Source organism: Methylobacterium mesophilicum (assembly GCF_022179445.1).
GTDB classification, from domain to species: domain Bacteria; phylum Pseudomonadota; class Alphaproteobacteria; order Rhizobiales; family Beijerinckiaceae; genus Methylobacterium; species Methylobacterium mesophilicum.
Map to the genome: position 1 here is coordinate 60,675 of NZ_BPQU01000016.1, position 14,790 is coordinate 75,464.

Here is a 14,790-nt window from a genome sequence, read left to right on the forward strand (position 1 = left end):
TCCGGCTCACCGCGCAACGCGATCGGGGCCGGCGGCTTCCGGCCGCGGATCCTGGGCGCCGGAGGCCGCGCGAAGCCGGATCGGTCGGCAGGCGCCGCCGCCCGCCTGATCGCCGCCGCTCCGGACGCCCGGGAAGCCTGCGCCCGTCTCCAGCCCGAGGACCCTGATGGCCAAGGTCAAGATCCGCGCCTACACCAATCCTGCCGGCGGCTGGGGTGCGCTGGAGGCGACCGGCAAGGCCCTCGTCGAGCAGGATATTCCGGTGCGGGGAGCGGCGACGCTGCTGCGCATGAACCAGCCGATGGGATTCGATTGCCCGGGCTGCGCCTGGCCCGATCCTAAGAAGCCGGGCCCGTTCGAATTCTGCGAGAACGGCGCCAAGGCCATGGCCTGGGAAGCGACCGCCAAGCGGTGCACCCCGGACTTTTTCGCCGCCCACACGGTCTCCGAACTGGAGACGTGGAGCGACTACGAACTGGAGATGGTCGGTCGCATCACGCATCCGATGCGCTACGAGGCGGCCAGCGACAGGTATGTCCCGGTCGCCTGGGATGAGGCCTTCGCGCGGATCGGGACGATCCTGCGCGAGGGCATGGAGCCGGATCAGGCCGAGTTCTACACATCGGGTCGCGCCTCCAACGAGGCCGCCTTCCTGTTCCAGCTTTTCGGCCGGGCTTACGGGACCAACAATTTCCCCGACTGCTCGAACATGTGCCACGAGGCGACGAGTGTCGGCCTCCCGCAGAGCATCGGCGTCGGCAAGGGCACGGTGCTGCTGGAGGATTTCGACCGCGCCGACGCCATCCTGATCTTCGGCCAGAATCCGGGCACCAACAGCCCGCGGATGATGACGAGCCTGCGCGACGCGGCGCGGCGCAACGCGGCCATCCTGAGCTTCAACCCGTTCCCGGAACGAGCCCTGGAGCGTTTTCAGGCGCCCCAGAACCCCGTCGAGATGGCATCGCTGACGTCGACGCCGATCTCGTCGCGCATCTTCCAGGTCCGGGTCGGAGGCGACGCGGCGGCCCTCAAGGGCATCATGAAGGCCTGCATCGCGATGGACGATGCCGCCATCGCCGCCGACGAGGCTCGCGTGCTCGATGTGGACTTCATCGCCGGCCACACGAAGGGCTTCGAAGCCCTCGCGGCCGACCTCCGGTCCACATCCTGGGCGGCGATCGAGCGCCGCTCCGGTCTCACCCGCGCGGATCTCGAATCCGCGGCGCGGACCTACGTGGCGGCCGAGAACGCCATCCTGGTCTGGGGCATGGGGATCACCCAGCATCGGCGCGGCACCGAGAACGTCCGCCTGATCAGCAACCTCGCGCTCCTACGCGGCAATGTCGGGCGGCCGGGCGCCGGCCTGTGCCCGGTGCGCGGACATTCCAACGTCCAGGGCAACCGGACCGTCGGCATCACCGAGAAGCCGACGCCGGAAATGCTCGACCGGATTCGGGACGCCTTCGGCTTCGAGCCGCCCCGGGCGCATGGCCACGACGTGGTCGCGGCGCTGGGCGCGATGCTGCAGGGCCAGGCGCGGGCCTTCATCGCGCTCGGCGGAAACTTCGCCGCCGCCGTCCCCGACACCGAAAGCGTCCAGCAGGCGATGCGCACGCTCGACCTGACGGTGGCGATCAACACCAAGCTCAACCGGGGACAGCTCGTCCACGGCCGCGAAGCCTACATCCTCCCCTGCCTCGCCCGCAGCGAAGTCGACCATCAGGCGACGGGGCCCCAGTCGATCACCGTCGAAGACTCGATGTCGATGGTGCACGCCTCGGCCGGCCGCAACATGCCTGCCTCCGAGCACCTGATGAGCGAGACCGCGATCGTGGCCGGCATCGCCCGGGCGACGCTCGGCCCGGGCTCGGCCGTCCCCTGGGAGGACTTCACCGCGGATTACGACCGTATCCGCGACGCGATCGAGCGTGTGTTCCCGATCTTCCAGGGGTTCAACGCGCGGATCCGCGTGCCCGGCGGCTTCCATCTCACATCGCTGGCGCGCGAGCGGATCTGGGCCACGCCGTCCGGCCGGGCCGAGTTCGCAGTCTTCGAGGGCCTCGAGGAGGATGCCCTCATGAGCGACCCCGGGGCGCTCTGGCTCACCACGATGCGCAGCCACGATCAGTACAACACGACACTCTACAGTCTGTCCGACCGGTATCGCGGCGTCTTCGGCGGCCGCATGGTGGTCTTCCTCAGCGAGTCCGAGATGGCCCGGCAGGGCGTCCGGGCCGGGGACCGGGTGGCGCTCGACACGATCGCCGACGACGGGGTCGCCCGCTCGGTGGAGGGCTTCCAGGTGGTGCCCTACCGGCTGCCCGACGGCTGCGTCGGCGCCTACTACCCCGAGGCCAACCCTCTGGTCCCGCTCGGCCTGCACGATCCGCAGAGCCACACCCCCTCCTTCAAGGCGATTCCCGTCCGGATGCGCCGCCTCCAGACGGGAGCCGCCTGACCATGGACGCCCTCACGCTCTCCCGGATCCAGTTCGCCTTCACGATCGGCTTCCACATCCTGTGGCCGGCCTTCACGATCGGCGTCGCCTCGTTCGTCGCGTTCCTGAGCTTCCGGTGGTGGCGGACGGACAATCCGGTCTACGGCGCGCTGATGCGGTTCTGGATCCGCATCTTCGCGCTGGGTTTCGGCATGGGGGTCGTGACCGGGCTGGTGCTCTCCTACCAGATCGGGACCAACTGGAGCGGGTTCTCCCGGGCCGTCAGCAACGTGCTCGGTCCGTTCTTCCTGTACGAGGTCATGACCGCCTTCTTCCTGGAGGCGGGCTTCATCGGCATCGTCATCTTCGGCGAGAACCGGGTCGGGCGCGGCGCGCATTTTTTCGCCTGCCTGATGGTCGCCACCGGGACCCTGTTCAGCGCCAGCTGGATCCTGGCCTCCAACAGCTGGATGCAGACCCCGGCCGGCTACACGCTCGACGCCGACGGCCTGTTCCACGTGGCCGATTGGTGGGCGGCGTTCTTCAACCCGTCCTTTCCCTATCGCTTCCTGCACATGGTCTGCGCCAGCTACATCACGGGCAGCTTCGTGGTCGCGGGTGTCTCGGCCTATCATCTCTGGCGGCGGCAGCATGTCGAGGTCGCCCGCAAGGGCTTCTCGCTGGCGATGGGCGCGGCCCTCGTGCTCGTCCCGCTGCAACTGGTCATCGGCGACGCGCATGGGCGCAACACGATGCGCCACCAGCCGACGAAGCTCGCCGCCATGGAGAGCCTCTGGGATTCCGGCTCGGGCGTGCCGGCGACGCTGATCGCGTGGCCCGACATGGCCGCTGAGCGCAACCGCTTCGAGATCGCCATCCCGCACGCCGCGAGCCTCTACCTGACGCATAGCTGGAACGGCTACGTGCAGGGTCTCAAGGCCGTCCCGGCCGCCGAGCGGCCCTACGTGCCGCTGGTGTTCTTCGCCTTCCGCATCATGGTCGGCATCGGCATCGTGCTCCTGATCCTGGCGATCATCGGCGGCGTGCTCCGCTGGCGCGGCCGCCTGTTCACCACCCGCTGGTTCCAGCTCGCCGCCATGGCGGCGACCCCGCTGGGCTTCATCGCGGTGATCGCCGGCTGGACCGTGACCGAGACCGGGCGGCAGCCCTATGTCGTCTACGGACATCTGCGCACGGCCGACGCCGTCGCGCCGCTCGCGCCCGGTGCCGTGCTGACCTCGCTGCTGATGTTCGCCCTGGTCTACAACCTGCTGCTCCTGGCCTTCTTCTGGTACGGCGCGCGCGTTGTCATCCGCGGACCGGCCGCGATCGCAGACGTGCACCCGAACGCGGTGCGTCCGGGCCTCGAGCAGGCCGGAACGGCGGTCCCGAGCCGGGCGCGTCCCTACACCACGCCGATCGCGGCCGGGGAATGACAATGGACCTGCCCCTGATCTTCGCGCTCGTCTCGGCCTTCGCCATCGCGATCTACGTTCTCGCCGACGGTTTCGACCTCGGCGTCGGCATTCTGTTCCTGCTCGCTCCGCGCGATCGGCATCGGGACCTGATGATGCAGAGCATCGCGCCGATGTGGGACGGCAATGAAACGTGGCTCGTGCTTGGCGGCGCCCTTCTGTGGGCCGCCTTCCCGATCGCCTATTATGTGCTGCTTCCGGCCTTCTACCTGCCGATCATGGCGATGCTGTTCGCCCTGATCCTGCGCGGCATCGCCTTCGAGTTCCGGTTCCAGGCCACGCGCTTCCGGCGCGTCTGGGATTTCGCCTTCGCGGGTGGCTCCCTCCTCGCCGCGCTGGCGCAGGGCATCGTCCTGGGCGGGTTCATCGGCGGCGTTCCCGTGCACGATGGCGCCTTCTCGGGAACCGCGCTCAGCGCTTTCAGCCTGCTTGGGCTGCTCTGCGGTGCGGGTCTCGTCGGCGGTTATGCGCTGCTGGGCGCCGGCTGGCTGATCTGGCGCACCGAGGGTGCGGTGCAGATCTTCGGCCGGGAGGTCGGACGCGCCGCCCTGATCCTCACGGCCAGCATGATGACCCTCGTGAGTGCCTGGACGGCCCTGACGGTTCCCGAGGTCGCGCAGCGGTGGTTCGCCTGGCCGCAGGTGCTGCCGCTGGCGCTCTTTCCGTTGGCGGCCGCCGGCATCTCGGTGCTCATCGGGCGCAGCCTGTGGAGCCGGCGCGAGACACGGGTCTTTCAGCTGACGATCGTGCTGTTCCTCCTCGGCTTCGCGGGTCTGGTGGTCAGCCTCTGGCCCTACGTCGTCCCGCGCCACGCCACGATCTGGAGTGCCGCGTCCGACGTCGCGACCCTGCGCTTCGTCGGGGTCGGCGTGCTGATCGTCGTGCCGGTCATCATGGCCTATCTCGGCCACGCCTACTGGGTCTTCCGCGGGAAGACGGTGCTGGAGGCGCACGGGACCGAGGAGGCTCGGCAAGCGGCTCCGTCCGCAGGCCGACGCGCCACCGCCTCCGAGACCGCCCTGCACCTGTGCTGATGCTGGCCCCCATGGCCGCCGCAGCCGAATCGTCACGGACCGCATCGCCCTGGCCCTCGCAGCTCCGGTCGACGGCTCGGGCGGTGGAACGCCACGTCCCGGTCCCGGGCGACAGGGCGGTCGCGCGCGCGGCCTCCGCTTCGCCGAATTCCGGCCGATACTGTTCGCGACCGATGCCGACGAGAAATTGCGCCGGCCGGTGTGCGTGACGCTCGTGCGAAGATTGATTGTTTCGCAGATTTCCGCGTTCTATACGGCGCCGGTCGTGGACATCTCCAAGAGCCGCCACGGCAGGCCGCCGCGTCGCGGCGGCGTCGATCAGCGGTTCGACCGCCCCGGCTCGATCGCGGCCATCGCACGGATCTGACGTCAGGAGATCGTAGCGCCGACATGCAAGCGCCGCAGCTCATCGTTCAACCGGACCACGGCATCGAGCCGGTCGTCGCGCTGATGCGGGGCGCCGAGCAGGAAATCCTGCTCAAGCAATTCACCTTCGACCACCCCCTGCTGATCGACGCGGTTCTGGCTCGGCACGCGGAGGGCGTCGCGGTGCGCGTCCTCCTCAACCCGGCCAAGGGCACCGGCGAGCGCATCAACGACGCAACCTTCGCGCGTCTGGAGGAGGCCGGCATCCCCGTGCGTTGGACGTCGCCGCGCTTCCTCGTCACGCACGAGAAGTCCCTGGTCGTGGACGGCGCGCGCGCCATGGTGGCGACGTTCAACTTCATGGAGAAGTACTTCACCAAGACCCGGGATTACGCGGTCGTCCTGTCCGATCCCGGTCAGGTCGCCGGCATCCGGGCCTGCTTCGAGGGCGATTGGAACGGCGAGGCGTTCGCGCCCGATGGCGGCTCCGACCTGTCCTGGAGCCCCGGGGGCGCCAGGGCGATCCTGTGCGACCTGCTCGACGGCGCCGAGCGCAGCATCGATCTCGCCCATCCGAAATTCGCCGAACCGGTGATCTTCGAGCGGATTCACGCCGCCCTGAAGCGCGGGGTCCGTGTCCGCCTGCTCTGCGGCGGCAAGCACGGACTGCACCAGCCCGACCTGATGTACTCCTTCGCCCTGTGGCGCCTGTACCGGGCGGCCGGCGGCCGGCTTCACAAGCAGCGGGGGCTGCGCAGCCACGGCAAGATCGCGATCATCGACGAGGCCCGGGTCTATCTCGGCACCCAGAACCTCGATCAGGCCGCCTTCGACCTGCGGCGCGAACTCGGTGTCGTTGTGCGCGAAGCCGCCACCGTCGGCGCGATCGCGGCGATCTTCGAGGCGGATTGGCGCGGCTCGCGGCGGTACGAGCCGCCCTATCCGATCGCTGCGGCCGATGCGGAAGAGAATGCGGAGTTCGAGCCGGATGCCGACCTCCGACACAGCTGAGCCCGTCCCGGCCCGAACCGCCGTGGCGCCCGGCCTCCCGGAGCTGTTCTGGCTGTTCAACCGGCTGACGCTGGTGAGCTTCGGCGGCGGTCTCACGGCCTGGGCGCGCAAGCTGATCGTCGAGGACAAGCGCTGGCTCGACGACGCGGAGTTCCTCAGCGCCTACGCGCTGGCCCGGGTGCTACCCGGGGCCAACCAGGCGAACTTCGCGATCTATGTTGGCCACCGCTTCCGCGGCGTGCCCGGGGCGGCCGCCGCCCTGCTCGGCCTGACGCTCGTGCCGTTCTGCATCGTCCTGGGCCTCGCCTGGGCCTATTTCCGGAGCGGCGCGGTCCCGGCGGTCCAGGATATCCTGCGCGGGGTCACCGCCGCCGCGGTGGGGCTCGCGCTGTCGGCAGGCCTGAAGGCCGGCGAGGGCTTCGCGCGGCGGCCCGCGGCGCTCGCCGTCATCGCCCTGGCCTTCCTGGGCTCGATCGTGCTGCACCTCCCGCTCCTCGCCGTCCTGGCGATCCTGGCACCCCCGGCCTTCCTGTTGGCGTGGCGGCATCCGCGCCAGCGCGGGGACGCGGGGGCCGAGCGGTGAAGCCCGGCGCCCTCGTCGCGCTCGCGACCTTCTTCAGCACGATGTCGATCCTGTCGATCGGCGGCAGCAACAGCGTCGTGCCGGAGATGGCGCGTCATGCGGTCGGGGAGGCGCACTGGCTCACCGGCGGCGCGTTCTCCGACCTCTTCGCGATCTCGCAGGCCGCGCCCGGGCCGAGCAACCTGATCGTCGCGATGATCGGCTACAAGGTCGCGGGCCTCGCCGGGGCGGTCGTCGCCCAGGCCGCCATGATGCTTCCGGCCGCGTTGCTGATGATCGTCGTGGCGCGGATCTGGCAGGCGTCTTCGGGGGCCGCTTGGCATATCGCCCTGGAGGCGGCGCTGGGGCCGATCGCGGTCGGGCTGATCCTGGCGAGCGGGTGGACGGTCGCGGAGGGGGCCGGCTTCTCGTCCCGTGGGTACGTCGCCGCAGCAATCTTCACCCTGCTGTTCTGGCGCACCAATCTCAATCCGCTCCCGATCCTGGCCATCGCGGGCTTTCTGGGCTGGATGCACGCGATCTGAGCCCTTTGCCCGGCGGCAGGTGGAGAACGGCGCATCAGTGGCCGAGGTCTGCCGGCGATGGGCGTGTCCGATCCGACGTCTCATCGCTGGAAGACGCAGCTCGTCGGCATCGGCGTGCCGGAGATCCACCGGCGCAAGCATGCCCAGAGCTTTCGCCAACCCGGCTGTCACGGTCCGAGACCTTGCAGAGGCCGCGGACCGTATACCGGGTCACCGCCTGGGGCGTCGCTTTGCGAGGGCCGCAAAGAGCCGCTCTACGGGGGCGGGCATCGCCGTCTTCGCCCGCCCGGGATCATCATCCCACAGGGCGCCGTACTCGCTGCGCGGGCCATAAACGCGCGGCCCGGGGCCGCCGCGCCCTTCAGAAATCCCGCTGCACGCGTGCGCGCACCTGGATGACGTCGACGCTGCTGGCGGTGGCGACCGGGTTGGCGGGGTTGTTGACGTAGGCCGGGTTCTGGCCGGGGTAACGGCTCGTGTCGAGGATGCGGCCGCTCCGCGGTCCGTAGCGCGTGTAGATCGCCTCGACGCCGATATCGAACTCCTTCACCGGCGACCAGATCAGGTTGGCGCCGACGACGAAGCGGTCGCTGTACCGCAAGACCGGGCTCAGGTCGAAGAATCGCGAACCGGGGGTGCCCGGTCCTGTCCCGGTCAGCCCGAAATAGGCGCCCTGTGCCGCGCGGGCGCCGCGGGCGAAGGCCAGGCCGCCGTAGGAGCCGAAGACGGCGGAGCGGACCGAGGGGGTCCAGTAGTGCAGCATCGAGGCCGTGAACGAGTAGCTCGCCGTCAAGGCGAGGCGATGGGTGAAGGGGTTGATCACGCCGTCGTTGAAGAACTGGGAGAAAGCCGCCCCCTGCACCGCGCTGGCCGCCTGCGCGTAGGGGCCGTTATAGGCCGGTACGCCGGTATACAACGCCGCGCCCTCTCCGTAGGCGCCCTGCAGGTAGAGCGTGTCGCCGGCCGCGATGGCGGGCAGGTTGACCTTCACGCCCCCCTGCACCGCCCAGCCGAACGCGGAGGCGGTTCCGCGCGGGGGGCGGCTGTTGCCCGGCGAGACGGGGGCGCCCAGGTTCGTTCCGGAGAACGAAACGCTGTCGAGCAGGCCGTGGTTGACCTCGTGCAGGGCCCCCGAGAGCTGCGCCGAGCCCCAGGATTGGTCGGAGCGCAGCACCCCGACGATGTCGGGTATCCGGCTGCGCTGGATCGTATCCACGAAGCCTACGCCCGTCGGGTTCCCGGCGGCGTCGAACCCGGCGAAGATCGGCGCGACGGGGCTTCCCGGCGAGAAGACCAGGGCGCCCGGACCGAGGTTCGACCGGAGGGCGGCGTTCTGGGACGAATAGACCGGCGTGCGTCGGAAGACCGGGTCCTCCACCGACAATGTGGCGGACAGGCCCTTGCCCACCGTCGCGGTGTAGGCGGCCAGGTTGGTCGAGGGGTTGTCCGAGCCCGTGGTGGCCACGATGAACTCGAAGTCGTGGGCATAGAAATCGAAGAACGAGGCCGCGCGCCCGGCGGTGAGGCCGGCGAATTGGACGAAGGCCTTGTCGACGTTGAATTGCTGCTGGGCTCGCCCGAACGTGTCGATGCCGAGGGCCGGGTAGGCGCCGCCGATCCGGAGCAGCGCGCCGGCATGCATGGTGGGGAAGCCGGTCCGGCTCCCGGCATCGAGGCGGAGGAAGGAGCGCAGGGTGCCGTAGGCCGTCTGGGTCCGGGCGTCGAGGTTGATCCGGAGGCGGCCCTGGTAGCCGCTGTAATCCCCCGGCGTGGCGCCGGCATTGTTGCCGGAGCGGCTGTAGGCGGGCTGGTAGGCGTATTCGAAGCGCGCCCGGCCGGAGAGGCGCAGGCAGGTATCCGTACCGGGAATGAAGAAGAAGGCCTGACCATAGCTCGAGCAGATCCGCACGCTCTCGAAGCGCTGCGGTTTGCGCCGGTCCGGAAGTTCCGCCCCTTCGATGGGGAGGCTCAGCAACCCCGCGAAACCTGCCAGAAGGCTCCTCGTCACACGCTTCGGTCGATGGTTTCGGTCTTCCGCACACAACACCCGCATCGAGTCGACCATTCCACCATCCGCATTCCCCCCATGGAATCGGACGGATCGCGGCGCCGGATAATCCCGCGCGGTACCCCGGGGCCGGTCGAAGGGCCGATCGCGCGCGGCCCCGGTTTACCGCCGGGCGATCCTGCGCCAGGGCCGGGCCGAGGCCGGCTTCGGGGATCCGCTGAACCCGGAGGAATGGGAGGGGCGGGTCGGGCGGAGGCCATCCGTTCGCCAGTCGAATCTCACCGAAGCGGACCGGAGGCCATCGGCCATTCTGCGCCGCCTCCCGTTGCTCACACCCGATGGGAGCAGACGATTTCGCTGCCATCGATGCACGGCGCAAAGTGCGTCCCGGCCGATGACAAGGACCGCTGCATCGCCGGACGCACGCCGAGCCTGGCGCAGCGTTACACTTTGGACGCTGGCCATGGGCGGGAGGCCGTGTCATGGCCAAGCCGGTGAATGATCATCCCGTCTGCCCTCATCCCGCGCAGCCTGCCAGCCTGGGTTGGTCCAGCTTCTTCGAGGACCAGCGGGGGGACGACGAGACCGATCTCGCCGCCATGCGGATCGCCACGGTCCACCGCTCCCGCCTGACCGCCCTGGCTCTCACCGGACCGGTCAAGCTGACGCTTCCGGTTCATACGAACACCGGCGACTTCGCGGTGGGCGATTGGGTGCTGGTCGATCCCCGGACCCAGACCCTGCACCGCCGCCTGGACCGCAGGTCGGTCCTGGAGCGCCGCACCGAAGGCGGCAGGATTCCGCAGGTGGCCGCGGCCAACGTCGACACTTTGTTCATCGTCACATCCTGCAACGCGGATTTCAATCCTGCCCGGCTGGAGCGCTATCTGGCGCTGGCCAATCAGGGCGGCGCAAATCCGGTGATCCTGCTCACGAAGGCGGATACGGCGGCGGATGTGCGGACCTACCAGCACCAAGCCGCCGCGTTGCAGCGCGGGCTGGCCGTCGTGGCCGTCGATTCCCGCCTCCCGGAGGCTTCAAGCGCCTTATCGCCGTGGTGCGGCGTCGGACAGACCGTTGCACTGGTCGGCTCCTCCGGGGTCGGCAAGTCGACGCTGGTGAACACCCTGACCGGCGTGAACGAGGCGGTCGCGCAGGAGACGGGAAGCATCCGCGCGCACGACGCGAAGGGGCGCCACACCACGACGTCGCGCTCGCTGCACGCCATCGCGGGCGGCGGCTGGGTCATCGACACGCCCGGGATGCGAACGCTTCAGGTCAGCGACGCCGCCGACGGCATCGCGACCCTGTTCGCCGAGATCACCGAGTTGGCCCCCTCGTGCCGGTTCCGAGACTGCACGCATGCCCACGAACCCGGCTGCGCGGTGCGGGCCGCCGTCGCCAACGGCCAGCTGGATCCCGACAGGCTGACCCGATGGCGCAAGCTACTCACCGAGAACCTCGACAACGCCAAGGCGTCCAGCGGGCCGCGCGGCCGTCAGAATGCCGGCCGATAGCCTGTAGGTTTGCGTCGAAGCGAGATGCTGGAACAGGACCGCTATTCTCGGGTCCTTCCCCGGTCCGGCGGTTCGAAGAGCCGATGCTGCATGCCCCGGTACGCGCGATGCGGTTGCCGGGGCCTGAAATTCACTTAACCTGCGGTAAGCGTTCGAAAAAATCTGGTGCCGGTGGAGAGGATCGAACTCCCGACCTTCGGTTTACAAAACCGCTGCACTACCGCTGTGCTACACCGGCCCACGACACGCTTGCTACCAGTCGCGGTGCCGCCGCTCAAGCCGGCCCGGGCGAGGATCCAGGGTCCGACCGAATGGCCTGTGCCAAGGCTGGTGCCATCTCCGGTGCCGGCGGGACAGGAAACGGCGCCAGATCCTTGAGGTGACGCGTTCAGGCCGAGCCGGCGTTTAGTCGGCGGCGCACGCTTCAGCGCCCGGAGCCGCGGACCAGGGCCTTCAGGCGCTGGTCCGCCCGGTCGATGCGCTCGGCGATGCCCCGGCGGATGCAGCGATCGACGGAATCGCCGGCGTAGAAGCCGGTTGTCTTATCCTGGTGCCGGCAGGCCTGGATCGGCGGCCAAGCGACCACCGCCGCCACGACCAGCAATACGATCAGGCTGTCGACGACGAGCCAGCCCTTCCAGCCGAGGCGGAAGCCACGCCGGCCGGCTGCCCGCGGGTTCCGCGGGCGGCGGCGACTCGCCGGGTCGGAGCCGAGCCGCGCCATGCGGGCGCGGAACTGGGCCTCCTCGAGCGCGTCGTGCCCGGTCACGGTGGAAGACGGGGGGAGGGGCTGGCTGGACATGCTGGGCTCGCGAAGATCGGGGCAACGGGCGAGCCCGGTCGCGATGCAATCGGGGTCGCCCTTCTGGGCTTGATGTGACGCGCTCGCCGACGCCGAGTCGGTAACCGTCCGGCGCAGCGCGCCGGATATCGGACCCGTCACGCTGCGATCGCCCCTTCATTCGCATCGTCGTTTTCGCGAAGGCCGGCGGCCCCCATTCAGGACGATGCTCTCGGCGGGGTGCGGCGGGGCTTTCCCCCGCAGACCTCAATCGATCAGCCGCTTCAGCAGCGCGAAGTTGTCCTGGATCGAGAGGACGGTGCCGATCATTTCGCCGCGCGCGCAGGCGCTCGCGCCGACCAGCCCCAGCCAGCTCCCCGGGGCGGGACGCGCGCTGCAATCGGCGACGCTGCCATAGAGGAGCATCGCCACCGGCAGGACGAAGATCGCAAGCTTGAGAAGACCGAACGCACGTCCGAAGACGCTCCTACGGGGACGCGGCGGCGCATCCCAGTCGTCGTCCCAATCCGCCTCGGGGGCGGCCCTGTCTCGACGGTCCATCGCGCTGCCTTGCCCGGCCGGATCGATATTCGCCGCCGAAACTGACACGCTTTCGTGAAGCGCCACCTAAAACGGATGTTTAAAGGCGGATGAAATCGACGCCCGGTACCAGGACGCGCACCGTCAGGCGGCCAGCGCCCGTCTCACGGTGGCGCGCAAATCCGCCAGGGAGAACGGCTTCGTCAGCACGTCGGTGACGATCGCGTCGAGACCGCGGGCCCGCTCCCGCTGATCGGCGAAGCCGGTCATCAGCAGAATGGTCAGGTCCGGGAAGTCGCGCTTGGCGGCGAGCGCCAGCGCGATGCCGTCCATGAGCGGCATGCGGATGTCGGTCAGCATCAGGTCGAAGCCGCCATCGGCCTCGTTGAGCCGATCCAGCCCGTCGCTGCCGTCATTGGCGGTCACGACGGCGTGGCCGTCGATCTCAAGCCCCCGCTTGAGGAAGCCTCGGACGGTCTCTTCGTCATCCACGAGGAGGATGCGCGCCATGGGGTCCCGTAAACGTTCCTGATCCTGGGCCTGATTCGGAGGATGTCCCGCCAGGATGAGACTTCAGGCCTGCTTATGGATAACAGATCACGAACGGAACCGTTGCGCTGTCAAGGCACAACTCGGGAAAACAATCGCATCCCCATCCGCCGGGACGAAAATGCCGCGCCGTCCAGCGGACCGATCACGCCTCGTCGAACAGGTCCGGATCGCCGCTGTCGAAATCGACCACGCCCACGAAGGGCAGTTGCCGGTAGGCGTGGGCGGCATCCATTCCGTAGCCGACTACGAACACGTCCGGGCAGGTGAAGCCGACGAAATCGGCGTCGATCGTCACCGCGCGCTTGCCCGGCTTCTCCAGGAGCACCGCGGTGAGCACCCGCTTGGCGCCCCGTGCCATGAGCAGATCCTTGGCGAACACGACGGTCCGGCCGGATTCGAGGATGTCGTCCACCAGCAGCACGTCCCGCCCGCGCACCTCGCTCTGCACGTCGCGCAGGATCTCGACCTGCCCGCTGGAGACCGTGCCCGTACGGTAGCTCGATAGGTGCACGAACTCGACCTGCGGCGACAGCCCCACCCGGTGCAAGGCCCGGAGCAGGTCGGCGGCGAACATGAAGCTGCCCTTGAGCACGGCGACGACCAGAAGGTCCTCCGGGTTCGCCGACAGGATCTCCTGCGCCAGCTCGGTGTTGCGCTTGGCGATCGCCGCCTCGTCGAACAGGGGGCGGACGCGCCGCTCGGGGATGCTCATCTGACGGGTCCCGGAGGTTTCTTTTTTGTGCGGGCTCACCGCCGCGATCGAGACCGACCTTAACGCCCAGGACCCGCCGGGGGAACACCGGATCAAGCCGGCGGCCTGCCGTCAGCCGTTGTCGCCGCGGATCGCCGCGATCACCGCCTCCGTGACCGCGCGGGTCGTGGCCGTTCCGCCGAGATCGGGGGTGTGCAGGGCGGGATCGGCGGTGACGCGCTCGACCGCGCGCATCAGCCGGTCGGCGGCGGGTTGTTCGCCGAGATGCTCGAGCATCTGGCAGGCGGTCCAGAAGGTCCCGACCGGGTTGGCGATGCCCTTGCCGGCGATGTCGAAGGCCGACCCGTGGATCGGCTCGAACATCGAGGGAAACCGGCGCTCCGGGTTGATGTTGGCGGTGGGCGCGATGCCGAGCGATCCCGCCAGGGCCGCCGCGAGGTCCGACAGGATGTCGGCGTGCAGGTTCGTCGCCACGATCGTGTCGAGGGTCTGGGGCTTCATGGTCATCCGCATGGTCATGGCGTCGACCAGCATCTTGTCCCAGGCCACGTCCGGGAAGTCGGCCGCGACCTCGGCGGCGATCTCGTCCCACATCACCATGGCGTGGCGCTGGGCGTTCGACTTCGTGACCACGGTGAGCAGCTTGCGCGGGCGCGTACGCGCCAGCGCGAACGCGTAGCGGATGATGCGCTCGACCCCCGAGCGGGTCATCATCGAGACGTCGGTGGCGACCTCGTTGGCATGGCCCTGATGGACCCGGCCGCCGACGCCGGCATACTCGCCCTCGGAATTCTCGCGCACGATCACCCAGTCGAGCTCCGGCCCGGTGACGTGGCGCAGGGGACTGGTGATGCCCGGCAGGATGCGGGTCGGCCGGACGTTGGCGTACTGGTCGAACGGCTGGCAGATGGCGAGCCGCAGGCCCCACAGGGTGATGTGGTCCGGCACGTCCGGCGCGCCGACCGCGCCGAAGAAGATCGCATCGTGGCCCTCGATCTGCGCCAGCCCATCCTTCGGCATCATGACGCCGTGGGCCTTGTAGTAGTCCGAGCCCCAATCGAACCGGTCGAACGCGAATCCGAAGCTGCCGTCGCGCTCGGCGAGGGCGTCGAGCACTTCAATGCCGGCGGCGATGACCTCCTGGCCGATCCCGTCCCCCGGGATGGCGGCGATGCGGTACTGCTTCATGGCGTGGCCTCCGTTTCTGGGACCCTACGCCATTCAGGACGCGTCGGCGTCCCCCGCCAGGA

Annotated in this window: 15 protein-coding genes, 1 tRNA gene and 1 pseudogene; 9 read left to right on the forward strand and 8 right to left on the reverse strand. The window is 69.2% G+C overall.

From position 1 onward, the window contains the following. Window positions 1-6: 6 nt before the first annotated feature. Window positions 7-174, reverse strand: a complete 168-nt coding sequence (locus MFF40_RS16805) for a hypothetical protein (RefSeq protein ID WP_187278104.1) — start codon at window positions 172-174, stop codon at window positions 7-9. Between MFF40_RS16805 and MFF40_RS16810 the strand changes: the two genes are divergently transcribed. The 8 genes and pseudogenes from MFF40_RS16810 to MFF40_RS16845 all read left to right on the forward strand — a co-directional run. Further along, a complete protein-coding gene (locus MFF40_RS16810) occupies window positions 167-2,458 on the forward strand; it encodes an FdhF/YdeP family oxidoreductase (RefSeq protein ID WP_147897744.1) in 2,292 nt (763 codons plus the stop codon). The genes MFF40_RS16805 and MFF40_RS16810 overlap by 8 nt on opposite strands. Before the next feature lie 2 nt (window positions 2,459-2,460). Further along, window positions 2,461-3,873: a cytochrome ubiquinol oxidase subunit I gene (locus MFF40_RS16815; protein WP_147897745.1), complete on the forward strand. Its 1,413-nt coding sequence runs from the start codon at window positions 2,461-2,463 to the stop codon at window positions 3,871-3,873. A gap of 2 nt (window positions 3,874-3,875) precedes the next feature. Further along, window positions 3,876-4,946 (forward strand): cytochrome d ubiquinol oxidase subunit II, encoded by a 1,071-nt coding sequence (gene cydB, locus MFF40_RS16820; protein ID WP_308447709.1) that lies wholly within the window; start codon window positions 3,876-3,878, stop codon window positions 4,944-4,946. Window positions 4,947-5,151: 205 nt separating this feature from the next. Next, window positions 5,152-5,313, forward strand: a complete 162-nt coding sequence (locus MFF40_RS16825) for a hypothetical protein (RefSeq protein WP_187277623.1) — start codon at window positions 5,152-5,154, stop codon at window positions 5,311-5,313. A 23-nt stretch (window positions 5,314-5,336) separates the two neighbouring features. Beyond that, a complete protein-coding gene (locus tag MFF40_RS16830; RefSeq protein ID WP_147897748.1) occupies window positions 5,337-6,323 on the forward strand; it encodes a phospholipase D-like domain-containing protein in 987 nt (328 codons plus the stop codon). Next, window positions 6,301-6,906: a chromate transporter gene (locus tag MFF40_RS16835; protein ID WP_147897749.1), complete on the forward strand. Its 606-nt coding sequence runs from the start codon at window positions 6,301-6,303 to the stop codon at window positions 6,904-6,906. The genes MFF40_RS16830 and MFF40_RS16835 overlap by 23 nt, the downstream gene beginning before the upstream one ends. After that, the gene (locus MFF40_RS16840) at window positions 6,903-7,430 is read left to right on the forward strand and encodes a chromate transporter (RefSeq protein ID WP_210247779.1); all 528 of its coding nucleotides are present in this window, start codon (window positions 6,903-6,905) and stop codon (window positions 7,428-7,430) included. Before MFF40_RS16835 ends, MFF40_RS16840 begins: the two co-directional genes overlap by 4 nt. Next, window positions 7,375-7,577: pseudogene (locus MFF40_RS16845) on the forward strand (transposase); the annotation flags it as partial. The gene MFF40_RS16840 and the pseudogene MFF40_RS16845, both read left to right, overlap by 56 nt. A gap of 214 nt (window positions 7,578-7,791) precedes the next feature. Here MFF40_RS16845 and MFF40_RS16850 read toward each other — a convergent pair. Further along, window positions 7,792-9,495 carry a porin gene (locus MFF40_RS16850; RefSeq protein ID WP_378997245.1) on the reverse strand — a complete coding sequence of 568 codons (1,704 nt, stop codon included), beginning with the start codon at window positions 9,493-9,495 and terminating at the stop codon, window positions 7,792-7,794. Window positions 9,496-9,920: 425 nt separating this feature from the next. Here MFF40_RS16850 and rsgA point away from each other — a divergent pair, with 425 nt between their 5' ends. Further along, window positions 9,921-10,955 carry a ribosome small subunit-dependent GTPase A gene (rsgA, locus tag MFF40_RS16855; RefSeq protein WP_147853354.1) on the forward strand — a complete coding sequence of 345 codons (1,035 nt, stop codon included), beginning with the start codon at window positions 9,921-9,923 and terminating at the stop codon, window positions 10,953-10,955. 163 nt (window positions 10,956-11,118) lie between these two features. On the opposite strand, the gene MFF40_RS16860 is transcribed toward rsgA, so the two are convergent. The 6 genes from MFF40_RS16860 to MFF40_RS16885 form a co-directional block, all read right to left on the reverse strand. Further along, a tRNA-Thr gene (locus tag MFF40_RS16860) sits at window positions 11,119-11,193 on the reverse strand. 186 nt (window positions 11,194-11,379) lie between these two features. Then, window positions 11,380-11,757: a hypothetical protein gene (locus MFF40_RS16865; RefSeq protein ID WP_147898839.1), complete on the reverse strand. Its 378-nt coding sequence runs from the start codon at window positions 11,755-11,757 to the stop codon at window positions 11,380-11,382. Between the two features lie 246 nt (window positions 11,758-12,003). Continuing rightward, on the reverse strand, window positions 12,004-12,363 hold the full coding sequence (locus MFF40_RS16870) for a hypothetical protein (RefSeq protein WP_238261451.1): 360 nt from the start codon (window positions 12,361-12,363) through the stop codon (window positions 12,004-12,006). 57 nt (window positions 12,364-12,420) lie between these two features. Continuing rightward, window positions 12,421-12,786: a response regulator gene (locus tag MFF40_RS16875; RefSeq protein ID WP_007567202.1), complete on the reverse strand. Its 366-nt coding sequence runs from the start codon at window positions 12,784-12,786 to the stop codon at window positions 12,421-12,423. Window positions 12,787-12,970: 184 nt separating this feature from the next. Next, on the reverse strand, window positions 12,971-13,540 hold the full coding sequence (gene hpt, locus MFF40_RS16880; protein WP_147856744.1) for a hypoxanthine phosphoribosyltransferase: 570 nt from the start codon (window positions 13,538-13,540) through the stop codon (window positions 12,971-12,973). Window positions 13,541-13,651: 111 nt separating this feature from the next. Next, window positions 13,652-14,728: a tartrate dehydrogenase gene (locus MFF40_RS16885; protein ID WP_147898838.1), complete on the reverse strand. Its 1,077-nt coding sequence runs from the start codon at window positions 14,726-14,728 to the stop codon at window positions 13,652-13,654. Window positions 14,729-14,790: the final 62 nt, after the last annotated feature.